18 protein-coding genes, 1 other RNA gene and 1 pseudogene are annotated in these 24043 nt (G+C 68.9%); 8 read left to right on the plus strand and 12 right to left on the minus strand.

Translation table 11 applies throughout. The features are described from left to right. The first annotated feature begins 51 nt into the window (after positions 1–51). Positions 52–2595 carry a DNA ligase D gene (gene ligD, locus KF941_RS16555; RefSeq protein WP_214273961.1) on the plus strand — a complete coding sequence of 848 codons (2544 nt, stop codon included), beginning with the start codon at positions 52–54 and terminating at the stop codon, positions 2593–2595. Here the strand turns inward: ligD and KF941_RS16560 are convergent. Both KF941_RS16560 and KF941_RS16565 read right to left on the minus strand, forming a co-directional pair. Next, positions 2592–3398: a Ku protein gene (locus KF941_RS16560; RefSeq protein WP_214273962.1), complete on the minus strand. Its 807-nt coding sequence runs from the start codon at positions 3396–3398 to the stop codon at positions 2592–2594. The two genes, ligD and KF941_RS16560, sit on opposite strands and share 4 nt — an antisense overlap. After that, a complete protein-coding gene (locus KF941_RS16565; protein ID WP_214273963.1) occupies positions 3398–3676 on the minus strand; it encodes a hypothetical protein in 279 nt (92 codons plus the stop codon). The genes KF941_RS16560 and KF941_RS16565 overlap by 1 nt, the downstream gene beginning before the upstream one ends. A gap of 132 nt (positions 3677–3808) precedes the next feature. Between KF941_RS16565 and KF941_RS16570 the strand changes: the two genes are divergently transcribed. From KF941_RS16570 to tam, 4 genes are all read left to right on the plus strand, one after another. Beyond that, entirely contained in the window at positions 3809–4486 is a 678-nt protein-coding gene (locus KF941_RS16570) for a hypothetical protein (protein WP_214273964.1), read from the plus strand. Further along, complete coding sequence (locus tag KF941_RS16575; RefSeq protein ID WP_214273965.1) at positions 4392–5912, plus strand: DNA polymerase Y family protein; 1521 nt, start codon at positions 4392–4394, stop codon at positions 5910–5912. The genes KF941_RS16570 and KF941_RS16575 overlap by 95 nt, the downstream gene beginning before the upstream one ends. After that, positions 5912–9145, plus strand: a complete 3234-nt coding sequence (locus tag KF941_RS16580; protein WP_214273966.1) for an error-prone DNA polymerase — start codon at positions 5912–5914, stop codon at positions 9143–9145. Before KF941_RS16575 ends, KF941_RS16580 begins: the two co-directional genes overlap by 1 nt. Before the next feature lie 79 nt (positions 9146–9224). Continuing rightward, a complete protein-coding gene (gene tam, locus KF941_RS16585) occupies positions 9225–9992 on the plus strand; it encodes a trans-aconitate 2-methyltransferase (RefSeq protein ID WP_346429002.1) in 768 nt (255 codons plus the stop codon). An 84-nt stretch (positions 9993–10076) separates the two neighbouring features. On the opposite strand, the gene rpmG is transcribed toward tam, so the two are convergent. The 8 genes and pseudogenes from rpmG to KF941_RS16625 form a co-directional block, all read right to left on the minus strand. Then, complete coding sequence (gene rpmG / locus KF941_RS16590; protein WP_036638206.1) at positions 10077–10244, minus strand: 50S ribosomal protein L33; 168 nt, start codon at positions 10242–10244, stop codon at positions 10077–10079. 199 nt (positions 10245–10443) lie between these two features. Beyond that, positions 10444–10813, minus strand: an RNA gene (rnpB, locus tag KF941_RS16595) — RNase P RNA component class A. 204 nt (positions 10814–11017) lie between these two features. Beyond that, positions 11018–13408, minus strand: coding sequence for a UvrD-helicase domain-containing protein (locus KF941_RS16600; protein WP_214273967.1), 2391 nt, complete (start codon positions 13406–13408; stop codon positions 11018–11020). A 55-nt stretch (positions 13409–13463) separates the two neighbouring features. Further along, a complete protein-coding gene (locus tag KF941_RS16605; protein WP_214273968.1) occupies positions 13464–13766 on the minus strand; it encodes a hypothetical protein in 303 nt (100 codons plus the stop codon). Beyond that, positions 13766–14695, minus strand: a pseudogene (folE2, locus tag KF941_RS16610) (GTP cyclohydrolase FolE2); the annotation flags it as partial. The gene KF941_RS16605 and the pseudogene folE2, both read right to left, overlap by 1 nt. 118 nt (positions 14696–14813) lie before the next feature. Further along, positions 14814–16010, minus strand: coding sequence for an O-succinylhomoserine sulfhydrylase (gene metZ / locus KF941_RS16615; protein WP_072460804.1), 1197 nt, complete (start codon positions 16008–16010; stop codon positions 14814–14816). A gap of 69 nt (positions 16011–16079) precedes the next feature. Beyond that, entirely contained in the window at positions 16080–16685 is a 606-nt protein-coding gene (locus KF941_RS16620) for an inner membrane-spanning protein YciB (RefSeq protein ID WP_036756925.1), read from the minus strand. Positions 16686–16778: 93 nt separating this feature from the next. Beyond that, the gene (locus tag KF941_RS16625; RefSeq protein WP_214273969.1) at positions 16779–17897 is read right to left on the minus strand and encodes a DUF1223 domain-containing protein; all 1119 of its coding nucleotides are present in this window, start codon (positions 17895–17897) and stop codon (positions 16779–16781) included. Between the two features lie 258 nt (positions 17898–18155). On the opposite strand from KF941_RS16625, the gene acnA reads away from it, so the two are divergent. Then, positions 18156–20915 carry an aconitate hydratase AcnA gene (gene acnA / locus KF941_RS16630; RefSeq protein ID WP_036756917.1) on the plus strand — a complete coding sequence of 920 codons (2760 nt, stop codon included), beginning with the start codon at positions 18156–18158 and terminating at the stop codon, positions 20913–20915. A 186-nt stretch (positions 20916–21101) separates the two neighbouring features. On the opposite strand, the gene KF941_RS16635 is transcribed toward acnA, so the two are convergent. Both KF941_RS16635 and rpsD read right to left on the minus strand, forming a co-directional pair. Then, complete coding sequence (locus KF941_RS16635; protein ID WP_072460905.1) at positions 21102–21716, minus strand: hypothetical protein; 615 nt, start codon at positions 21714–21716, stop codon at positions 21102–21104. A 241-nt stretch (positions 21717–21957) separates the two neighbouring features. Then, complete coding sequence (rpsD, locus tag KF941_RS16640) at positions 21958–22578, minus strand: 30S ribosomal protein S4 (RefSeq protein WP_036756914.1); 621 nt, start codon at positions 22576–22578, stop codon at positions 21958–21960. Between the two features lie 196 nt (positions 22579–22774). Between rpsD and KF941_RS16645 the strand changes: the two genes are divergently transcribed. Together KF941_RS16645 and tpiA are read left to right on the plus strand one after the other, a co-directional pair. Continuing rightward, positions 22775–23146 carry an iron-sulfur cluster assembly accessory protein gene (locus KF941_RS16645; RefSeq protein ID WP_036756906.1) on the plus strand — a complete coding sequence of 124 codons (372 nt, stop codon included), beginning with the start codon at positions 22775–22777 and terminating at the stop codon, positions 23144–23146. A 101-nt stretch (positions 23147–23247) separates the two neighbouring features. After that, complete coding sequence (tpiA, locus tag KF941_RS16650) at positions 23248–23991, plus strand: triose-phosphate isomerase (protein ID WP_214273970.1); 744 nt, start codon at positions 23248–23250, stop codon at positions 23989–23991. The last annotated feature ends 52 nt before the right edge of the window (positions 23992–24043 follow it).

Raw genomic sequence — 24043 nt, forward strand, 5'->3', positions numbered from 1 at the left:
GGCCTGCGCGTCCCGTGGTCCGGCCGCTTTCAGCAACGCGGCGGCTGAGCCATGGCGCTGGAGACCTATCGCAAGAAACGCGATTTCGCCGCGACGCCGGAACCCAAGGGCGGGCGCATCCGCAAGGGCGGCGACGCCTTCGTGGTCCAGAAACATGCGGCGACGCGGCTGCATTACGATTTCCGGCTGGAGTTGGACGGGGTGCTGAAAAGCTGGGCCGTCGCCAAGGGGCCCAGCCTGGTGCCCGGCGAAAAGCGCCTGGCGGTGCATGTCGAGGACCACCCGCTGGAATATGGCGATTTCGAGGGCACCATCCCCAAGGGCGAATATGGCGGCGGCACCGTCATCCTGTGGGACCGCGGCACCTGGACGCCGGTCGGCGATCCGCATCAGGGCTATGCCAAGGGCCATCTGGAATTCACCCTTCATGGCGAAAAGCTGCATGGCCGCTGGCATCTGGTCCGCATGCGCGGCAAGCCGCGCGAAAAGCGCGAGAACTGGCTGCTGATCAAGGGCGAGGACGAATTCGCCCGGACCGAGGACGCGCCCGACATCCTGGAAGAGCGGCCGGAATCGGTCAAGACCGGCCGGCAGATCGCCGATGTCGCGGGCGAGGCGCCGGGCTGGTCCTCGAAAACCGGGCGCATCCGCAAGCCGGCCGGGCGGGCGAAAAAGCCCAGGGCCGCGCCGGAGCCGGACCCCGAGCCGCCCGAACCGGCGGCGGTCAAGGGCGCGCGCAAGGCGGCGATGCCGGGTTTCGTCGAGCCGATGCTGGCCACGCTGGCCTCGGCCGCCCCGCAGGGCGAACGCTGGCTGCACGAGATCAAGTTCGACGGCTACCGCCTGCAAGCCCGGATCGAGGCGGGGCGGGTCAAGCTTCTGACCCGCAGCGGGCTGGACTGGACGACGCGCTTCGGCAAGGCCGTGCCCGCCGCCCTGCGCGACCTGCCGGTGGGCGCGGCCATCCTGGATGGCGAATTGGTGGTCGAGACCGATACCGGCGCCTCGGATTTCTCGGCCCTGCAGGCCGATCTCAGCGCCGGGCGATCCGACCGCTTCGCCTTCTACGCCTTCGACCTGCTTTATCTGGACGGATACGACCTGTGCAGGGTGCCGCTGGTCGAGCGCAAGGCGCTGCTCGCCCGGCTTCTGGGCCAGGAAGGCGGCATCCTGCGGTTCAGCAGCCATTTCGACGAAGGCGGCGCGCTGGTCCTGCGCCATGCCTGCCGGCTGAGCCTCGAGGGGATCGTGTCGAAGCTGCGCGACGGCCCCTATCGCGCCGGGCGCGGCCGGGCCTGGATCAAGTCGAAATGCTCGGCCCGGCAGGAATTCGTGGTCGCGGGCTATGTCCCCTCCTCGGTGTCGCGCCGCGCCATCGGCTCGCTGATCCTGGGCGTTTACGAACAGGGCGGCTTGCAGCATGTCGGCCGCGTCGGCACCGGCTTTTCCGCCGCCGTGGCCGAGGATCTGTTCCGCCGGCTGGAGCGGATGCGCATCCCCGACAGCCCCTTTGCCGCCCGCCTGACCGCCGACGAGGCGCGGCAGGCCCGCTATGTCCGCCCCGAACTGGTGGCCGAGGTCGAGTTCCGCGCCTGGACCGCCGACGGCCACCTGCGCCACGCCGCCTTCCGCGGCCTGCGCGAGGACAAGCCCGCGGCCGAGATCGTGCGCGAAACCGCGAAGCCTGCCGCGAAACCCCCGGCGCCGCAGCGGCGGCGGGTGCGGCTGACCCATCCCGACCGGCTCTATTGGCCCGAGGAAGGCGTGACCAAGGAAGGGCTGGCCGATTACCATGCCGAGGTCTGGCGCTGGATCGCGCCCTGGATCACCGGCCGGCCGCTGGCGCTGCTGCGCTGCCCGAACGGCATCGACGGCGAGCGGTTCTTCCAGAAGCACGCCTGGAAGGGGCTGAACCCGCATATCTCGCTGCTGCGCGATCCCAAGGAGCCGCAGGGCGAGCCGCTGATCGGCATCGAGGATCTGGACGGGCTGATGGGGCTGGTGCAATCGGCCGCGCTGGAGATCCACCCCTGGGGCGCGACCGCCGCCGATTGGGAACGGCCGGACATGATCACCATGGACCTCGACCCCGGCGAAGGCGTCGCCTGGCCGCTGGTGGTCGAGGCGGCGCGGGAGTTGCGCCGGCGGCTCGAGGATCACGGCCTTGCCGGTTTCGTCAAGACCTCGGGCGGCAAGGGGCTGCATGTGGTCGCGCCCCTGCGCCCGCAGGCGGAATGGCCGGCGGTCAAGGCCTTCACCAAGGCGCTGGCCGATGCCATGGCCGCCGACGATCCCAGCCGCTATGTCTCGACCATCAGCAAGGCGCGGCGGCGGGGCAGGATCCTGATCGACTATCTGCGCAACCAGCGCGGCGCGACGGCCGTCGCCGCCTATTCCACCCGCGCCCGGCCCGGCGCCGCCGTCTCGGCCCCGCTGCTCTGGGACGAGCTCGACGCCGGCATCGGCCCGGCCTGGTTCACCCTGCAGAACATGCCGACGCGGCTGGCCACGCTGGGCTCGGATCCCTGGGACGGCTTTCGCGCCGCCGCCGCACCGCTCGAGGCGCCCCGCAGCCGCCGCCGGAAGGCCGGCTAGCGCCGCCTGGGCTTGCTTTCCGAGGCGATGCTTTTCTTCAGCGCCTCCATGATGTTGATGACATTGCCCGCCGTGGCCGGCGCCTCGGGCTTCGCCCTGGCCGCGCGCTTGCGTCCCTTGGTCTTGGCCGCGATGATGTCCAGAAGCTTCTCCTGCACCGGATCGGCCACCAGCGAGGGTTCCCAGGGCACGCTGCGCTCCTCGATCAGCCGCGTGACCAGCTTCAGCAGCCCGGCATCGACCTTTTCGTCGCCGATCCGGTCGAAGTAATCCGCCTCGGGCCGCATCTCGTCGCCATAGCGCAGCGTCCACAGCACGATGCCCTTGTCGCGCGGCTCCAGCATCACCGCGCGCTCGCGGCGGTAAAGCACCAGCCGCGAGATGCCCACCGTCCCGGTCGCGCCCATGGCGTCGCGGATCACGCCATAGGCTTCCTCGCCGATGGGATCGTCCGGCACCAGGTAATGCGGCTTGTCATACCAGATCCAGCCGATCGAATCGGCCGGCACGAACATGTCGATGTCGATGGTGCGGGCGCTTTCCAGCGCCACCGAGGCGATCTCGTCATCCTCCAGCAGCACGTGGTCGTCCTCGCCGCGGGGATAGCCCTTGACCTCGTCCTCCTCGGCCACGGGCTTGCCGGTCTCGGCATCGACATAGCGGCTGACGACGCGGTTGCCGGTGCGGGCGTTGAGCGTGTGGAAGCGCAGCTTCTCGCCCTCGCCGGTGGCCGGCATCATCGACACCGGGCAAGTGACCAGCGACAGCTTCAGATAGCCCTTCCAGAAGGAACGCGGCGCCATCAGGGTTCGTCGCGGATGGGCCCGTCATCCGGGCGGCGGTCGGGCAGGTCGTCCCCCTCCGCGCGCTCGCGGTTGCCGGCGTGGTCGTGGTGCTGCTGGTTCTGCACATGCCGGCTGTCTAGCCCGCGCTGCTGCGAATGCCGCGCGGTGTCGCGGTTGGACAGAACCTCGTTCTCGGGCAGGTTCTCGGCCGTGCCGGGGGTCATGCCGCCCGAGGCGTCGCCCTTGCCCTGATCCTGCTGCCCTGCCCCGAATTTCTTGCGGCTTGCATGGGCCATGGCGCTTTCCTCCTGCATCTCTGGCGTCAGGGGTCTCAACCGCGCTGGCGGTGCAATGTTCCCTGGCGCGGCCGGATTGACGAATCCCTGGACAAGGGATAGGAACAAATCAGGAACACATTGACTGAAACCATGTCCGCTCGCCCTTTCCCATCCGGGGTGGCGCCTTTCGGACGGGCGCCAGTCCCCGCGGCGCCGCAGCCGACCGCGCCGACCCTGTCCGAAGCCTTCGGCACCCGTCCCCTGGCGGGGGCGGCGCCCGGATTCGTCCTGGCCGCCCTGCCGCCGGGGCTGGTGCTTTGGGCGCAGGACCGGCTGAGCCGGGCCGAGTTCGGCGCCCCCTTCCTGCCCGGCATGGGCCGCGATCTGCTGCGGCTGGACCTGACGCGCCCCGCCGATGTGCTGGCCGCGCTGGAGGACGGGCTGCAAGGCCGCGCCCTTGCCGCCGTGGTGGGCGAGATCCATGGCCCCGCCCCGGCGCTGAGCTTTACCGCCAGCCGCCGCCTTGCGCTGCGGGCCGAGGCGGCGGGCCTGCCCTGCTGGCTGATCCGCCATGCCGCCCGGCCCGAACCCAGCGCGGCGCGGATGCGCTGGCGGCTGGCGCCGCTGCCCTCGGTCCCCGACCCGGACGACCCGCAGGCGCCGGGCGAGCCGCGCTGGCTGGCGGAACTGTTCCGGGCGCGCGGCCGGCCGCCCTCGACCTGGGTGGCGCGCCATGACCGGGCGGCGGATCGTCTCGATTTCTCTGCCCCGCCTCGCGATCGAGAGTTGGCAGAGCCGCGCCGCGCGCCGGGGCGACGCCTGGCCTGACGAGATCCCGCTGGCCCTGGCCGCGCCCGGCCCGCATGGGCCCGTGATCCATGCCGCGAACCGCGCTGCCGAACGGGCGGGCGCCCGGATCGGCGCCCGCGCCGTGGATTGCCGCGCCATCTGCCCCGCATTGCGCATTGAGCCGGCCGAGCCCGACCGCGACGCGGCCAGGCTGGCGCGGCTGGCCTTCTGGGCGCGACGCTGGGGGCCCTGGAGCACGTCCGACGGCGATGACGGCATCGTCCTCGACACCACCGGCGCCGCGCATCTGTTCGGCGGCGAGGCGGCGATGCTGGCCCAGATCCAGGCCGGCTTCGCCCGCGCCGGGCTGACGGCCGGGCTGGCGCTGGCGCCGACGCGCGGCGCGGCCTGGGCGCTGGCCCGCCTTGGCCCCGAGCGCGCGATCTGCACCGATCCGCTGCCGGCGCTGGCGCCGCTGCCGGTCGCGGGGCTGCGGCTGTCGGACGAGACCCTGCTGCTCTTGCGCCGGCTGGGGCTCAGGACCATCGGCGACCTGGCCGCCATTCCGCGCCTGTCGCTGATGCGCCGCTTTGCCCGCGCCCTGCCGCAGGACAACCCGCTGGTCCGGCTCGACCAGGCGCTGGGGCGGGCGGCCGAACCGCTGGACGCGCCCGAGCCCGCGCCCGAATACAGCGCCGAGGCCCGGCTGGCCGAGCCGGTGATGGACCCATCCGACTGGCTGCCCGGCCTGCTGGAGGCGCTTTGCGCGCAGATGGCGGCGGCGGATCGCGGCTGCCGGCGGCTGTGCCTGTCGGTCTTTCGCGTCGATGGCGAGCGGCGCGACATCCGCGTCGCCATGGCTGCGCCCACGCGCGATCCCGGCCACCTGCTGCGCCTGTTCGACGGCCGGCTGGAGCGGCTGGACCCCGGCTATGGCTTCGACCTGATCCGGCTGGCGGCCGAGGCGGTCGAGCCGCTGGCCCAGGCCCAGCCCGGCCTGGACGGCGCCGCGCCCCAGGGACTGGCGCTGGCGCGGCTGGTGGACCGGCTGGCGGCGCGCTTCGGCACGGCTGCGATCAGCCGCCCGCTGCCGCGCGAAAGCCATGTCCCCGAACGCGCCGAAACCCCCGGCCCGCCGCTGGCCGCCGACCCGGCCCCGCCCGCGCGCCCCGACCGGCCCATCCGCCTGCTCAACCCGCCCGAGGAGATCCGCGTCCTCTACGTCATCCCCGAGGGGCCGCCGGCGCAGTTCGTCTGGCGTCGGCAGACCCTGCGCGTCGCCCGCCATGCCGGGCCCGAGCGCATCGCCCCGGAATGGTGGCACGACCGCCCCGGCACGCGGCTGCGCGACTATTTCCGCATCGAGGACGACAGCGGCCTGCGGCTGTGGATCTATCGCGAGGGGCTGGTCCATGACGGCCGCGGCGGCACGCCGCGCTGGTTCCTGCACGGGATATTCGCCTGATGCCCGACCATCATTCCCGCCCCGAGATCCTGCTGCCCAAGGTCGAGGCCCCGAACCCGCCCGCGGATTACGTCGAACTGGCCGTGACCAGCGCCTTCAGCTTCCTGCACGGCGCCTCGCATCCGCGCGAACTGGCGCTGGCGGCGCATCTGATGGGCTATGACGCGCTGGGGATCGCCGACCTGAACAGCCTGGCCGGCGTGGTGCGGCTGCATGCCGCGGCGAAGAAGCTGCAGCTGCGCCCGGTGATCGGGGCGCGGATCGTGCTGGCGGACGGCACCGCCTTCCTGGCCTATCCCACCGACCGCGCCGCCTATGGCCGGCTCGCCGCGCTCATCACCAAGGGGCGGCGGCACGACCTGGACGGGAAATGGCAGCAGAAGGGGCGCTGCGACCTGAGCCTTGACGACCTGGCCGCCCATGCGCAGGGGATGCGGCTGGTCTGGCTGCCGGGCGAGGATCCGTCGCCCCTGCCCGGACTGGCCGCGCGCCTGCCGCAGCTGTCCCATGTCGCGGCAAGCTGGCTTTATCGCGGCGACGACCGGGCGCGGATCAACCGGCTGGACCGGGCGGCGCGGGCCTCGGGGCTCTCCATCGTCGCGGTGAACGACGTGCATTACCACGCGCCCGACCGCCGCCCGCTGCAGGACGTGATGACCTGTATCCGCGAGGGCACCACCATCGTAGAGGCCGGCCTGCTGTTGGCGCAGAATGCCGAGCGTTACCTGAAGCCCCCGGCCGAGATGGTGCGCCTGTTCGCCGACTGGCCCCATGCCATCCGCGCCACGCGCGAGATCGCCGACAGCTGCCGCTTTTCGCTGGACGAATTGCAATACGAATATCCCAAGGAGACCGTGCCCGCCGGCCTGACCCCGCAACAGCATCTCGAGGATCTGACCTGGCGCTGTGCCCGCCGGCGCTATCCCGACGGCATCCCGCCGCAGGTCCAAGCCACCATTCGCAAGGAACTGGATCTGATCGCACGCAAGGAATATGCGCAATATTTCCTGACCATCCACGAGATCGTGCGCTTTGCCCATGATGCGGCGATCCTGCACCAGGGCCGCGGCTCGGCGGCCAATTCGGCGGTCTGCTACGTCCTTGGCATCACCCCGGTCGACCCCGCCAAGCATCAGCTGCTGTTCGAGCGCTTCATCAGCGAAAACCGCAAGGAGCCGCCCGACATCGACGTGGATTTCGAACATGAGCGGCGCGAGGAGGTCATCCAGCACATCTATGACGAATACGGCCGCGACCGTGCCGGCCTCTGCGCCACGGTGATCCACTACCGCCCGCGCAGCGCCATCCGCGAGGTCGGCAAGGTCATGGGCCTGTCCGAGGACGTGACCTCGGCGCTTGCCGACACGGTCTGGGGCAGCTGGGGCAAGGACATCTCCGCCGCCTCGACCGACCAGGCGGGGCTCGACCTGGACGACCCGCTGCTGCGGCGCGCGGTCAGGCTGGCCGACGAGATGATCGGCATGCCGCGCCACCTGTCGCAGCATGTCGGCGGCTTCGTGCTGACCGAGGGGCCGCTGTCGGAAACCGTGCCCATCGGCAATGCCGCCATGCCCGAGCGCAGCTTCATCGAATGGGACAAGGACGACATCGACGAATTGCGCATCCTCAAGGTCGACGTGTTGGCGCTGGGGATGCTGACCTGCATCCGCAAATGCTTCGAGCTGGTCCGGGTGCATTACGGCAAGGCGCTGGCGCTTTCGGACTTCGACCATGACGACCAGCCGACCTATGAGATGCTGAAAAGGGGCGACAGCATCGGCACCTTCCAGGTCGAAAGCCGGGCGCAGATGGCCATGCTGCCGCGGCTGAAGCCCAAGGAGTTCTACGACCTGGTGATCCAGGTCGCCATCGTCCGTCCCGGCCCGATCCAGGGCAACATGGTCCACCCTTACCTGCGCCGCCGGGCGAAGTTGGAGACGGTCGATTACCCCGGCCCCAAGGATGGCGACCCGGACGAGCTGAAAAATATCCTGTTCCGCACCGAAGGCGTGCCGATCTTCCAGGAACAGGCGATGAAGATCGCCATGGTCGCCGCCGAATTCACCCCCGACGAGGTGGACGAGCTGCGCAAGGCCATGGCCACCTTCCGCTCGCGCGGGACCATCGGCCGGCTGGAGGTCCGCATGGTCGGCCGCATGGTCGAACGCGGCTACACCCGCGATTTCGCCGAGCGATGCTTCAACCAGATCAAGGGTTTCGGCGATTACGGCTTTCCCGAAAGCCATGCGGCGGCCTTTGCGCACCTGGCCTATGTCTCGGCCTGGCTGAAATGCCATCACCCGGCCGCCTTCGCCGCGGCGCTCTTGAACAGCCAGCCGATGGGCTTCTACGCGCCCGCCCAGATCGTGCGCGACGCGCGCGACCACGGCGTCACCGTGCTGCCGGCCGATGTGAACATCAGCGCATGGGACAACACGCTGGAGCCCTGCGACGGCGCCTTCGCCCTGCGCCTGGGCCTGCGCCAGATCGACGGGCTGTCCGAGGCGCTGGCCGGCAGGATCACCGCGGCACGGGACGAACCCTATGCCGACCTGGCCGACCTGAAGGCGCGCGCGGGGCTCGATGCCCGCGCCATCCGGCTGATCGCGGCGGCGGACGGGCTGCGCTCGATGGGGCTCGACCGGCGGGCGGGGCTGTGGCAGGCGCGCGGCTTGCGCGACGCGCCGGAACTGCCGCTGTTCGGGCGCCGGGACGAGGGGGCCGAGCCCGCCGTCGCCCTGCCCGCCATGGCCCTGTGCGAACATGTCGCCGCCGATTACCAGACGCTGCGCCTGTCGCTGAAGGCCCATCCCATGGCCTTCCTGCGCCGCAGCCTGACGGCGCAGGGCTATGTCCCGGCGGCGGGCCTGGCGCGATTGCCGAACCGCGCCAGCCTGCGCATGGCCGGCATCGTGCTGGTGCGCCAGCGTCCCGGCAGCGCCAATGGCACCTGCTTTGTCACGCTGGAGGACGAGACCGGGGTGGCAAACCTGGTGATCTGGGAGAAGACTTTCGCGCGTTTCCGCAAGGTGGTGATGACCGCCCGCCTGCTGGAAGTGCATGGCCAGCTGCAGCGCGCCGCGGGCGTGACCCATATCGTCGCGCATTGGCTGGGCGACCGCTCCGACGCGCTGCTGCGCCTGGCCGGAGAGACCTCCCCGGCCCTGCCGGCCCCGCGCGCCGGCCATCCGCGCCAGGTCAGGGTGCTGCCGAAATCGCGCGATTTCCACTAGGGCCGCGACCAGCCCGCGCCTTGTTTCCGCCGCGGCCCATCCGCTAGGCTGCGGACGAATCGGGGGCGGAGGAAACGCCGTGCAATGGTCGGCCGCACAATATGCAAAATTCCTGGGCGACCGCACCCGCCCGGCGCGCGACCTGCTGGCGGCGGTGCCGCTGGAGACGCCGGGCCTGGTGGCGGACATCGGCTGCGGGCCGGGCAATTCCACCGCGCTGCTGGCCGAGCGTTTTCCCGGCGCGCAGATCGTCGGCCTTGATCCCGACGCCGACATGATCCGCACCGCCCAGGCCGCCCTGCCCGGCTGCCGCTTCGTGCAGGGGGATGTCGAAAGCTGGCGTCCCGAGGCGCCGCCCGAGCTGATCTTTGCCAATGCCTCGCTGCAATGGGTGCCCGATCACCGGGCGCTGCTGCCGCATCTGGTCGGGTTGCTGCGCCCCGGCGGCGTGCTGGCGGTGCAGATGCCCGACAATCTGGACGAGCCGAGCCATGTGGCCATGCACCGCGCCGCCGGCGATCCGCGCTGGTCGGCCCGGCTGGCCGGGGCGGCGGGGCAACGCCGGCCGCTGCTGTCGCCGGCAGAGCTGCATGCCCTGCTGCGCCCGTCCTGCGCCCGCGTCGATGTCTGGCGCACGGTCTATCATGTCGAGCTGGGCGGGCTGGAAGGGATCGTGGAATGGTTCCTCGGCTCGGCGCTGCGGCCCTATCTGGACCGGCTGGACAAGGCCGAGCGGCCCGAGTTCCTTGCCGCCTATCGCCGCGGGATCGCGCCCCATCACCCCGAAGCCGCGGGCCGGGTGCTGCTGCCCTTTCCGCGCAGCTTCCTGGTCGCCACGGCCGCCTGAGGGGCTGGCGGGGCGGCGGCCCAAAGGAAAAGCCGCGCCCGTTGCGGGGCGCGGCCTTGCATGGTCCCGTCGAAGGGGCAGATCCTACTTGATCTTGCCTTCCTTGTATTCGACATGCTTGCGCGCAACCGGGTCGTATTTGTTGACCGTCATCTTTTCGGTCATCGTGCGGGCGTTCTTCTTGGTGACATAGAAATGCCCGGTCCCGGCCGTCGAGTTCAGACGGATCTTGATCGTCGTCGGCTTCGCCATCTCTTTCGCTCCTGCTGCGGGGCAAAATGCGTCTCGCCAACCCCGTGGAATTCTCTTGAAGCCCGCCTTTTAGCGGCAGAACGGGCGAAGTCAACCGGGAATCGGCCGGAAATCGACGGCCTTGCGGCGAAAATCGACCGCCCCCGAACCGTGCCCGCCAAAGGCCCGCGGGCCGCTTGGCGGAGCGATCAGGAAAGATTTGCGCGGATGGCCTGTAAGCCGGATTTTGTTCCGGGGTCGCCCCCTTCGATGACCATTCCTCTGGCCCCGCCATTGCTGACGGGGTCTAGCTGCCAACCCGGACCTGCTGGGGCGAAGGCGGCCCTGTCTTGCGACGCGCGGTCCCTATTCGGCATTGCTCCCGGTGGGGCTTGCCGTGCCAGGACTGTTGCCAGCCCCGCGGTGGGCTCTTACCCCACCGTTTCACCCTTGCCTGCGGCGTGCCGCCGGCGGTCTCATCTCTGTGGCGCTTTCCCTGGGGTTGCCCCCGCCGGGCGTTACCCGGCACCGTGCCTTCATGGAGTCCGGACTTTCCTCGACGTTGCCGCCGCGGTCATCCGGCCATCCGCGCAAGGCTCAGATAGGGCGCGGCGCCTTCGGGGTCAAGCGCCGCGCCGGTTGCGCCGCCGGATGAGTATTTGAAGAACGAAGAAGACGGCTGCGGCGGTGCAACCGCGCGGGATGGCCGGAGGCGCGGTTGTAGAGGATCCGCCGGTTCAGCGGGTGCAATCAAGGCGCGCGGTCGGGATGGCGGGGTGCGCGGCGCAGGCGCTTCAGAACGGCACGTCGTCCAGCGCGCCGCTGCCGGACGAGGGCTGCACGTAGCCCGCCTTCACCGTCTTGAAGCCGGTGGGGAACTGGATGGTCAGCGTGTCCTCGGCGATGCCCATGATGGTGCCATTGCCGAATTTCTGGTGGAATACCCGGTCGCCGACCGAAAACCGCGCCGCGGGCTCGGCGTCGATGACGACCGGGGTGCGATGCACGGGCTGGGCCCGCTGGGCGGAGCGTTCCTGCATCCGCTTCCAGCCCGGCGAGTTGTAGACATCCGCCCGCGCCGCGCGTTCGTGCATCACCGATTGCGCAAAGGGCTGGGCCGCCGCGCCATAGCCGCCGCCATAGAGGCCCGGCGGCGTCAGCACCTCGACATGATCCTCGGGCAGTTCGTCGATGAAGCGCGAGGGCAGGCTGGACTGCCATTGCCCATACATGCGGCGGTTGCCGGCGAAGCTGATCGTCACCAGTTCCTCGCCGCGGGTGATGCCGACATAGGCCAGGCGCCGTTCCTCCTCGAGCCCCTTCATGCCGCTTTCGTCCATGCTGCGCTGGCTGGGGAACAGCCCGTCCTCCCACCCCGGCAGGAAGACGACGGGATATTCCAGCCCCTTGGCGGCGTGAAGGGTCATGATGCTGACCTCCTCGGACTGCTCGCCCTTGTCATTGTCCATGACCAGCGCGACATGTTCCAGGAAGCCCTGAAGGTTCTCGAATTCCTCCAGCGCCTTGACCAGTTCCTTGAGGTTGTCGAGCCGGCCCGGCGCGTCGGGGTTCTTGTCGTTCTGCCACATGGCGGTATAGCCGGATTCGTCCAGGATGCGCTCGGCCAGCTCGACATGGTTTACGCGGCTGTCCAGCGCATCGGCGTGCCAGCGGCCCATCGCCTCGGTGAACTGGCGCAGCGCCCCCGCGCCCTTGCCGCCAATCGCGCCGGTGGCGACGGCCGAGGCCGCGCCCTCCAAGAGCGACAACCCGCGTTCGCGCGCCTCGACCTGGATCTTCTGCACCGCCTTGTCGCCCAGCCCGCGCTTGGGGACGTTCACGATGCGCTCGAAGGCCAGGTCGTCGGTGGGGCTGACCGCCAGGCGGAAATAGGCCATGGCGTCGCGGATTTCCTGCCGCTCGTAGAAGCGCGGGCCGCCGATCACCCGGTAGGGCAGGCCGATGGTCATGAAACGGTCCTCGAAGGCCCGCATCTGGTGGCTGGCCCGCACCAGGATGGCGATGTCGTTCAGGCTGCGCCGGCCGACGCTGTGACGATGGCCGCCGTGGAAGGCCTCGATCTCCTCGCCGATCCAGCGCGCCTCGGCCTCGCTGTCCCAATGGCCGATCAGGCGGACGCGCTCGCCCTCTTCGGCCTCGGTCCAGAGCGTCTTGCCCAAGCGCCCCTTGTTCGCCGCGATCAGCCCCGAGGCGGCGGCGAGGATATGCGGGGTCGAACGATAGTTCTGTTCCAGCCGGATCACCTGGGCGCCGGGGAAATCGCTTTCGAAGCGCAGGATGTTGCCGACCTCGGCGCCGCGCCAGCCATAGATCGACTGGTCGTCGTCGCCGACGCAGCAGATGTTGCGATGCGCCTGCGCCAAGAGCCGCAGCCACATGTATTGCGCGGTGTTGGTGTCCTGGTATTCGTCCACCAGGATATAGCGGAAGCGGTCCTGCCAGCCGCGCAGCACGTCGGGATGCGCCTGGAACAGGTTCACGCAATGCATCAGCAGGTCGCCGAAATCGACCGCGTTCAGCTCCAGCAGCCGGCGCTGATAGGCGGCGTAAAGCCGGCCGCCGCGGCCGTCGAAGGCGCGTTCCTCGCCCTGGGGCAGCTTGGCGGGGGACAGGCAGCGGTTCTTCCAGCCGTCGATCAGATGCGCGAGCTGGCGCGCCGGCCAGCGCTTCTCGTCGATATTCTCGGCCTGGATCAGCTGCTTGAGCAGCCGGACCTGGTCGTCGGTGTCCAGGATGGTGAAGCTGGGCTTCAGGTGCAGCGCGCCATCGCCGATCAGTTCCGCGTGGCGGCGCAGGATCTTGACGCTGATCGAATGGAAGGTGCCGAGCCAGGGCATGCCTTCGACCATCTCGCCCAGAAGACGGCCGATGCGGTTCTTCATCTCGCGCGCGGCCTTGTTGGTGAAGGTCACGGCCAGGATCTGCCCCGGACGCGCGCGGCCAAGGTTCAGCAGATGCGCGATGCGGGTGGTCAGGGCGCGGGTCTTGCCGGTGCCGGCGCCGGCCAGCAGCAGCACGGGGCCGTCCAGCGCCTCGACCGCGGCGCGCTGCGCCGGGTTCAGCCCGTCCAGATAGGGCGCGGGCCGCACGCCCATGGCACGCTGGGAAAGCGGAACCGGGGCGGCTGCGGCCTCGAAGGCGTCCGAGTCGTCGAAATTGCTCATGCCCGCACCATAGCCCCGCAGCCGCGCTCGGGAAAGCCCGTCGTTCTCATTTCGTTCACAGGCCGCCTACCGCGGCGGTGAGTCCCCAGAAAACCAGAAAGGCCAGGGCGAGAAAAACCGCACCGACCACGCAGCACCGGATGCGTTCGCGGCGGTTGCGCGGGTGGTGCCAGTCCAGAAACCCCCGGCCGTCGAACAGTGGATTGGCGTGGAGCATCCCGAACGCGAGGGGACCGGACGCCCGCCCCTCGGCCAGCCGTTGCCGGTGCCATTCAGGATAGCGATGGCCCAGACAAAGCCAGATTGCCGCCAGCCGGGCCGCCAGGAGACAGGCCATTCCGCTGGACAACCACAGCATTACGCCCTGAGGCCGGCGAAGATCGCAGGGTCCAGGCTGGCATGGGCGAAGGTCTCGCCCCGGGTCAGCACCGAGACCGCGTCATGGGAATGCAGCGATTCCTGGTGGCTGGCGACGACGCGGAAATCGCCGATGCGCGGCTCGGCCATCAGCTCGGCGGCAAAGGCGCGCACCGCATCCTCGACGAAGATCGGGTTGGCGGCGTTCAGCTCGGCAAAGGCCTGCTCGTCCTCGCGCTTGACCATGACCTGGGTTTCGGTGGCGACGGCGCGGCGGCACAGCGCCACCATGTCCTCGAACCACAGCGTATCGCCCTGCATCACCACCGAGATGCGCGCCACCGACCGCTGCGAATGCGGCGTCGCCAGCTGGCCGCGCATCTGGCGCGCATGTTCGCTGAGTTCCAGCGAGCAGGGGCAGGTCGAGGAATACACATAGTCGAAATGCATGATCCGCAGCCGCTGCCCGGCCCGTTCGGCCAGTTCCAGCGCGATGTCGTAATATTGCCAGCCCGACAGGCCCGAGCGCAGCGATTCGACCCGCATCGGATAGCTGAGCCGCATCATGATGCGGGCGTCAAAGCTGCCCAGGTCGGATTTGTAATCCTCCAGCGCCGCCTCGAGCACGCCCATCGAGAACTGCTTTTCCGCATGGGCGTAGAACGAGCGCATGATGCGGCTCATGTTGATGCCCTTGCGGTCGGCTTCCAGGCTGACGGTGCCGGTGACGCTGGTTTCCAGCGCGATCTCGCCGCCCTCTTGCGTCAGGTAGCGGATCGGCAGGCGGAAGTTCGAGATGCCGACATGCTGGATCGGCGCGCGGGCGCCGACGATCAGGCTGGCCGGGCCGTTCTGCAGGTCCGGCAGGCTGGCCTTGTAGCTGTCGTCCACGCGGAAATCGGCCGGGTATTCGCGGCTCAGCGCCGGATAGGCGCGCTCGGTGGCGACGGGGCGGGCGTCGGTCATGGTCGTCTCCCTGTCAGGACGGCTCCTATCTGGGGGCTCGGTGCCGGAAAAGAAAGGGGTCTCCGGCACTTCCGCGCGGTGCTCAGCCCAGCGACCGGCGGATGTCGGCGATCAGGTCGCCGGCATCCTCCAGCCCGATCGACAGGCGCAGCAGGCCGGGCGTGATGCCAAGCGCAAGGCGCGTCTCTTCGGACAGGCGCTGATGCGTGGTGGTCGAGGGGTGGGTGACGATGGATTTCGCATCGCCCAGGTTGTTCGAGATCTGGAAGATGCGCATCCGGTTCATCGCCGCGAAGGCCGCCTCCTTGGAGCCGAGGTCGAGGGCGACCATGGTGCCGCCCGCGCCCATCTGCCGCATGACCAGGTCGTGCTGCGGATGCTCGGGCAGGCCCGGATAGATCACGCGGGCGATCCCGGCCTGGTCCTTCATCGCGGCGGCAAGCTGCAGGGCGCTGTCGGTCTGGGCCCGCACGCGCAGCTCCATCGTGGCCAGCCCGTTCAGCATCAGCCAGGCGTTGAAGGGGCTGATCGCGCCGCCGGTGTGTTTCAGATAGGGCTCGGCCACCTCGCGCACGAAGGCCCGCGTGCCGCAGATCACCCCGCCCAGGCAGCGGCCCGAGCCGTCGATATGCTTGGTCGCGGAATAGACCACCACGTCGGCGCCCTGCCGGGCGGCGCGGGAATAGACCGGGGTGGCGAAGACATTGTCCACCACCACCAGCGCGCCCACCGCATGGGCCAGTTCCGCGACGGCGGCGATGTCCACCACCTCGAGCGTGGGGTTCGACACCGATTCGAAGAAAACCGCCCGCGTGTCGGGCCGCAGCGCCGCGCGCCATTGGTCGATGTCGGTGCCGTCGACATAGGACACCTCGACCCCGAACCGGGCCAGCAGGTCCAGCACGTAGAGGCAGGAACCGAACAGCGCCCGCGACGAGACGATATGATCGCCGGGCTTGAGAAAGCACATCAGCGCGCCGTTGACCGCCGCCATGCCGCTGGCGGTGGCAAAGGCGTCCTCGGTGCCCTCGAGGTCGGCGATCCGGTCCTCGAACATGCGCGAGGTCGGGTTGCCGTAGCGGGCATAGATGAACTCGTCCGGGCCGGCCCCCAGAAAGCGCGCCTCGGCCTGTTCGGCGCTGTCATAGGAAAAGCCCTGGGTCATGAACAGCGCCTCGGCCATCTCGCCATACTGGCTGCGGCGGATGCCGTGATGGACCGCGCGGGTGCGCGGATGCAGAGGCTGGTTCGGCTCCTGGGACTTCGACTCCGGGGACATGGCTCGCTCCTGATGCTCAGGGATTCGGGTTAAACCCGCCCGGCCAGCCATGCAAGGGTGCAGCCGGCGCTATTCGCCGTCGCGGGGCTGGGCGTGGCGCTCGAACAGGCGGGCGTTGGCGACGAAAAAGACCACCATGATCGCCGGCAAGCCGAAGGTCTTGAAGTTCACCCAGGCGGTTTCCGACATCAGCCGCCAGACCGCCTCGTTCGCCGCGGCAAGGGTCAGGAACAGCAGCGCCATGCGCAGGGTCAGGATGCGCCAGCCCTCGGCGTTCATCGGCAGCGCCTCGGACAGGACCAGCTCCAGCCAGTTGCGGCGCAGGACCAGGCTGGCGCCCAGAAGGCCCGCAAAGATCAGGTAGATGATCGTCGGCTTCATCTTGAAGAATTTCGGGTCGTTGAGCCAGACCGACAGCCCGCCGAAGACCACGACCAGCACCAGCGTCGCGATCTGCATCGGCGACAGCCTGCCCGTCAGCCGCCACAGCGCCAGCGTGCTGAGCGCCAGCACCGGCACGAAGACCAGCGTGGCCAGGATGAAGCCGGAATAGTCCCGCCCCGCCAGGCTGACGGTCTGGTCGCGAAAGCGCATGAAGACCAGGAAGAACAGGATCAGCGGGCCGAATTCCAATGCGGCCTTGAGCCAGGGGGCGATCTTGCGCGATTCGGTCAAGGGAGGCTCCTGTCTGGGATGGTCGTCTGCGGCACGGGCCGGGTTTTGCCCCGGAGCCTGCGCCGGCGCAAGCCGGGGCGGCGCAGGCGCGGTTCAGTCCAGCCGGATCGCGGCCAGGATCGGCCCGCTGGCCGAGCGCGCATCGCCCCGCCCCAGTTCCTGCGCCAGGATGGCATGGCGAGTATCGGCCGGGAAATCGGCGCTGTTCTGGCTGTCGCGGCGGATGGTCATGCGCAGCGGCGTGCGGCCGTCCCATTCGGCGATGCGCTCGGCCGCCAGCACCACGTTGCGGTATTCCAGCGCGATGCCGCGGTTCTCGCCGGCCTTGATCGCCACCCGCCGCTGCGGCGCATAGCGCACCAGGATGATCGCCACCCGGTCGGCGATGGCGCCGCGCGGCGTCAACTCGATGCGAAAGCCATCCTTGCCCTGGCTGGACGAAACCATGACCGGCGCAGGCCGCGCCATCTGGGTCTGCAGCAGGCCCATCAGCTCGGCCGGGCGCAGCGCGATCAGCGTATCGGTGCCGCCGACGACGATCTGCGGCGTATAGATCGCGCGCTCGCCGGCCTGGTGGGCATAGACCTGCTGGCGGCGGGTGAATTCGGGGCGGGCGAATTCATCGGCCCAGCCCAGATAGTCCCAGTAATCGACATGCCAGGACAGCGCCAGGACATCCTCGCGGTCGGCCAGGTCGGCCAGCAGCTCGTCCGCCGGCGGGCAGGACGAGCAGCCCTGCGAGGTGAAAAGCTCGACCACCACCGGCGGGTGGCCGATGGGGCCCATCATGCCGGCGCGCGGCTGCACCTCGGCAAAGGAAACCATGGCCGAGGCGGCCAGCGCACCGGGGTCGATGACCGGCGGCATGCCCTCGGCGGGAACGCCCGGCGCGCCCTCGGGCGCCTCGATCAGGCCGATGATGCCGTCGTCCTCATCCTCGGACAGGGCGGATTCGGACAGGGCGGCGGGCGGGGCCAGGGGCGCGAAGGCGGTCCCATCGCCGCCGGTCCCGGAGGATGGCCCCTGCGGCGATTGCGGCGCCGCGGCACTCGCCGGCGCAGGATCGGGGGCCGCCGCCCCGCCTGCGTCCTGCGCCAAGGCCGGCGCGGCAAATCCGCCCAGCAGCACCCACAGGGCGCAGGCCAGCCCCGGCAGGATCGCCGCCTTCCGCCCCTGTCCCCAAGCCGTCGTCTTGATGCGCCTTGCCGTCATGTCGCCCGTTTTCCCGGCCCCTTCGATCCGCAACAGCTAAACCGCCGCGCCGGGGAACGACAAATCAATGCTTTGTTAGTGCCCCGTTCCCGCAGCGTGACCGTGATGGAAAACCCACATCTTGCCGCCGCAGCGAAAATTTGGCATACAATGGCATACAAAGCCTGCCCCGCCCTCTTGAACCCCATCCCGAAAAGGGGCAAATGGCAGGCAGCACCGCCATTCAGCCACCTTTTTCAAGGATAGGGAGCCGAGTCCATGCCCATCGAAACCGGAACCGATACCGCCAAGACGCGCCGCCAGCTTCAGGTGGGCTCTCGGAGCTATGCCTATTACTCGATCGACGCCGCCACCCAGGCCGGCCTGGGCGATTTCTCGAAGCTGCCGGCCTCGCTCAAGGTGGTGCTGGAAAACCTGCTGCGCTTCGAGGACGGCGGCCGCACGGTCAGCGTCGAGGACATCAGGGCCTTCGCCGAATGGGCGCGGCAAGGCGGCCAGAACCCGCGCGAGATCGCCTATCGCCCGGCCCGCGTGCTGATGCAGGACTTCACCGGCGTCCCGGCGGTGGTGGACCTGGCCGCGATGCGCGACGGCATCAAGGCGCTTGGCGGCGATGCGCAAAAGATCAACCCGCTGAACCCGGTGGACCTGGTCATCGACCACTCGGTCATGATCGACGATTTCGGCAACCCCCGCGCCTTCCAGCGCAACGTCGAGCTGGAATATGAACGCAACCTGGAACGCTACACCTTCCTGAAATGGGGGCAGAAGGCGTTCAACAACTTCCGCGTGGTGCCGCCCGGCACCGGCATCTGCCACCAGGTGAACCTGGAATACCTGGCCCAGACCGTCTGGACCGACACCGACCAGGCGGGCGAGACCGTCGCCTATCCCGACACGCTGGTGGGCACCGACAGCCACACCACCATGGTCAACGGCCTGGCCGTGCTGGGCTGGGGCGTCGGCGGGATCGAGGCCGAGGCGGCGATGCTGGGCCAGCCCGTCTCGATGCTGATCCCCGAGGTCGTGGGCTTCAAGCTGACCGGCAAGATGATGGAAGGCACCACCGCGACCGACCTGGTGCTGAAGGTCGTGGCCATGCTGCGCAAGAAGGGCGTCGTCGGCAAGTTCGTCGAGTTCTACGGCGAGGGGCTCGACCACCTGCCGCTGGCCGACCGCGCCACCATCGCCAACATGGCGCCCGAATACGGCGCGACCTGCGGCTTCTTCCCCATCGACGCCGAGACGCTCCGCTACCTGCGCAACACCGGCCGCGACGAGGACCGCATCGCCCTGGTCGAGGCCTATGCCAAAGAGAACGGCTTCTGGCGCGGCGCGGATTACGAGCCGGTCTATACCGACACGCTGCACCTGGACATGAGCGACATCGTCCCCGCGATCTCGGGTCCGAAGCGTCCGCAGGATTATACGCCGCTGAACCTTGCCGCCCGCGCCTTCTACAAGACCGTGGCCGAATATCGCGGCGTGGACATGTCGGCCGCGGCCGAAGAGATGGTCGAGGAAGGCGGCGGCGTGGTCGCCACCTCGGGCACCGACGTGCGCAAGAGCGTGGCGGTCGAGGGCAAGGACTATGCCATCCGCGACGGTTCGGTGGTGATCGCGGCGATCACCTCCTGCACCAACACCTCGAACCCCTATGTGATGATCGGCGCCGGCCTGGTGGCGCGCAAGGCCCGCGCGCTCGGCCTGACCCGCAAGCCCTGGGTCAAGACCTCGCTGGCCCCCGGCTCGCAGGTGGTGGGCGAATACCTGGAGGCCGCCGGCCTGCAGGAAGACCTGGACGCCATCGGCTTCAACCTGGTCGGCTATGGCTGCACCACCTGCATCGGCAACTCGGGGCCGCTGGGCGATGCGGCGATCTCCAAGGCGATCAACGACAACGACCTGGTCGCCACCGCCGTGCTGTCGGGCAACCGCAACTTCGAGGGCCGGATTTCGCCGGACGTGCGCGCGAACTACCTGGCCTCGCCGCCGCTGGTCGTGGCCTATGCCATCGCCGGCGACGTGAACATCAACCTGACCAAGGATCCGATCGGCCAGACGCCCGAGGGCAAGGACGTCTACCTCAAGGACATCTGGCCGACCTCGCAGGAGGTCGCGGAACTGGTCGAGGCCACCGTGACGCGCGAGGCCTTCCAGAAGAAATATGCCGACGTGTTCAAGGGCGACGAGCGCTGGCAGGCGGTCGAGATCACCGACAGCGAGACCTATGACTGGCCGCCGACCTCGACCTATATCCAGAACCCGCCCTATTTCCGCGGCATGTCCAAGGATCCGGGCCAGATCAGCAATATCGACGGCGCCCGCATCCTGGCGATCCTGGGCGACATGATCACCACCGACCACATCTCGCCCGCCGGTTCGTTCAAGCCGACCACCCCGGCCGGCAAATACCTGACCGAGCGCCAGGTCGCGCCCAAGGACTTCAACAGCTACGGCTCGCGCCGCGGCAACCACGAAGTGATGATGCGCGGCACCTTCGCCAACATCCGCATCCGCAACGAGATGCTGGACGGGGTCGAGGGCGGCTATACCCTGGGCCCGGACGGGCAGCAGACCTCGATCTTCGACGCCTCGATGGCCTATCAGGCGCAGGGCACGCCGCTGGTGATCTTCGGCGGGGTCGAATACGGCGCCGGCTCGTCGCGCGACTGGGCGGCCAAGGGCACCAACCTCTTGGGCGTCAAGGCGGTCATCGCCGAAAGCTTCGAGCGCATCCACCGCTCGAACCTGGTCGGCATGGGCGTGATCCCCTTCGAGTTCACCGGCGGCGAGAACCGCAAGACGCTGAACCTTAAGGGCGACGAGGTGATCTCGATCGACGGGCTGGCGGGCGAGTTCAAGCCGCTGTCGCAGGTCGCCTGCACCATCCGCTATGCCGATGGCAGCGAGAAGGTGATCCAGCTCAAGGCCCGCGTCGATACCGAGGTCGAGATCGAATACCTGGAGAACGGCGGCGTGCTGCATTACGTGCTGCGCAACCTGGCGAAAGCCTGATCCAGGGCCATCGGCCAGGAATGCCGGAGGCCAGGAATGACGGGCCGTCCCTTCGGGGGCGGCCTTCGCTTTTCCGGCGCCGTCGCAGGGAGTATTTGAGGAACGAAGAAGCCTGGGCCTGCCGGGATGGCCGGCGGAGTATTTGCAAGACGGTGAAGGCGGATGCCGCGCCCGGCGGCGGCGAGCCTATTCCTCGGTGCAATACCACAGGCTTCCGCCCACGGCGGCCGAACCGATCACCAGCGAACCCACCGCTACCGGCGAGGCCGCCATGCCCATCGCCGCTGCCCCCGCCGCCTCGAGCGTGCCGACCATCTGCCCCGAGGTCGCGGCCAGGATCGTGGCGCCGGGCCGTTGGGTCACCGCGTCATAGCCGGCAACCGCCAGCGCATTGGCATTGCGGAAGGTCGCCTGGCGCGCCGTGTTCACCCGTTCGCAAAAGGTCTTGCGGCATAACGCATTCCCTTTGCGCGGCCCCTTCTGCGCGCCGATATAGGTGTCGTGCTGCTTGTCCCAGAGCAGGCAATAGCTGCCGTCGTCCGCCATCTGGTTGCGCCGCAGGATCTCGCGCAGGGTGACGTAGCCGGGACAGGAGATCCGTCCCCAACCGGAGAAATTCTTCTCCAACCGGCCGACATTCGCGCGGAACTCGTCATCGCGGAGATAATTGATCGCTGTCCGCTCGCCGGCGATCGAGGTCTCGCAGGTCCAGAGCCGCTCGTCCCTGGCCGGATTCTCCTGCGCGCCCGCCGGCGCAGGCAATCCCATCGCCCCGATCAAAGCCACCACCAGCCCGCGCATCGCCTTCCCCATATCTGCCCTGCGTGCCGATTTGCCAGAATGTTTCGTCGCCATGCAAGCCGCTCGCCCCGCGCTTGCCCGATTGTGAACGGCGCGGCGCTGCACCGTTATCCAAATACTCCGCCGGCCACACCGGCAGGCCCAGGCTTCTTCGTTCCTCAAATACTCCCTGCGACGGCGCCGGAAAAGCGAAGGCCGCCCCCCGAAGGGACGGCCCGGCATTCCTGCGATCCTGAAGGGATCAGTTCTTCGCGTAGAATTCGACGACCAGGTTCGGCTCCATCTGCACGGCATAGGGCACGTCGCCCAGGGCCGGGGTGCGCACGAAGCTCGCGGTCATCTTGTTGTGGTCCACTTCCAGGTAGTCCGGCACGTCGCGCTCGGCCAGGCCGACCGATTCCAGCACGATGGCCAGCTGGCGCGACCGCTCGCGGATCGAGATCACGTCGCCTTCCTTGACGCGATACGAGGCGATGTTCACGCGCTTGCCGTTCACCTCGACATGGCCATGGTTCACGAACTGGCGGGCGGCGAAGATGGTCGGCACGAATTTCGCGCGATAGACCACCGCGTCCAGGCGGCGCTCCAAGAGGCCGATCAGGTTCTCGCCGGTGTCGCCCTTGACGCGCTCGGCCTCGGCGTAGATGCGGCGGAACTGCTTTTCGGTCAGGTCGCCGTAATAGCCCTTGAGCTTCTGCTTGGCGCGCAGCTGGGTGCCGAAGTCCGACAGCTTGCCCTTGCGGCGCTGGCCGTGCTGGCCGGGGCCGTATTCGCGGCGGTTGAGCGGCGACTTGGCGCGGCCCCAGATGTTCTCGCCCATGCGGCGGTCGATCTTGTACTTGGCAGCGGTGCGTTTGGTCATCGCTGATCTCCTTCTTTATGTTATGTTCTCGAAGGGCGTTGTCCTTTGGCATATTGCCCGACAGGATTCCCCTTGCGGGGTCCACCAACACCAATGAAGCGGCGCTTATAGCCGCCCCGTGCCCGGAGTCAAGCACCCCTTGAGCGGCAGCCCCGATGCTCCTAAATGAGAGACAGCGAACAGAAAAGGGCCCGAGATGTTTTCGATCCCCGGCAAATCCCCCGTGACCATCACCCAGGCGGCCGAGCGGCAGATCGCCCGGCTGATGGCCCAGAAATCCGCCAGCGGGCTGCGCATCGGCCTGAAGAAGGGCGGCTGCGCCGGCATGGAATACACCATGGAGCTGGCCGAGACCGCCGCCCCCGGCGACGAGGTGGTCGAGCAGGGCGCGGCGCGGGTGCTGATCGCCCCCACCGCGCAGATGTTCCTGTTCGGGACCGAGATCGACTATGAATCCGGCCTGCTGGAATCCGGCTTCAAGTTCCGCAACCCGAATGTCACCGACAGCTGCGGCTGTGGCGAATCGGTCAGCTTCACCCCGCTGGAGGGTTCGGCCGCCAAAGCCTGAGCCTTTTTGCCGCAAGTTAGCGCCCACATCGCCCAGCCGTCTTGATCGCGCGAAATCCCCGGCCTAATCCCCTGTCAGTCCATGAAAAGGGAGAGAGGCAGATGGCCCCGCGCAAACTCGCCGCCGGCAACTGGAAGATGAACGGAACCCTGGCCTCGCTGGCCGAGATCGACCGGCTGCTGGCCGATCACCCGGCGCCGGGCTGCGACGTGCTGATCTGCCCCCCCGCCACCCTGGTCCATGCCATGGCCGTCCGCGCGCAGGGCCGCATCGCTACCGGCGGCCAGGATTGCCACGCCAGGACCTCGGGCGCCCATACCGGCGACATCGCCGCCGCGCAACTGAAAGACGCGGGCGCGAGCCATGTGATCCTGGGCCATTCCGAGCGCCGCACCGACCATGCCGAAACCGACGCCCAGGTCGCCGCCAAGGCCGTCGCCGCGCATCAGGCGGGCCTGGTCGCGGTGATCTGCGTCGGCGAGACCGAGGCGCAGCGCGACGCCGGCCAGACGCTCGACGTGATCTCGGCCCAGCTTGCCGGTTCCGTCCCCGATGGCGCGACGGCCGCGAACACGGTGATCGCCTATGAGCCGGTCTGGGCCATCGGCACCGGCCGCACCCCCACGAACGACCAGATCGCAGAGGTCCACGCCCTGATGCGCGACCGCCTGTCCGCGCGCCTAGCCGAGGGCGCCGACGTCGCCCTGCTCTATGGCGGCTCGGTCAAGCCCGGCAATGCGGCCGAGATCTTTGCCATCCCGCATGTGAACGGGGCGCTGGTCGGCGGCGCCAGCCTCAAGGCCGAGGATTTCGGCCCGATCATCGCCGCGCTTTCCGCAGCGTAACGCCGGCGAAAGGAACGCCATTCCATCCGAACCCTCCGGTTTGGAATGGCAT

Origin of the sequence: Paracoccus sp. pheM1 (assembly GCF_018499825.1) — a bacterium.
Taxonomy (GTDB): domain Bacteria; phylum Pseudomonadota; class Alphaproteobacteria; order Rhodobacterales; family Rhodobacteraceae; genus Paracoccus; species Paracoccus versutus.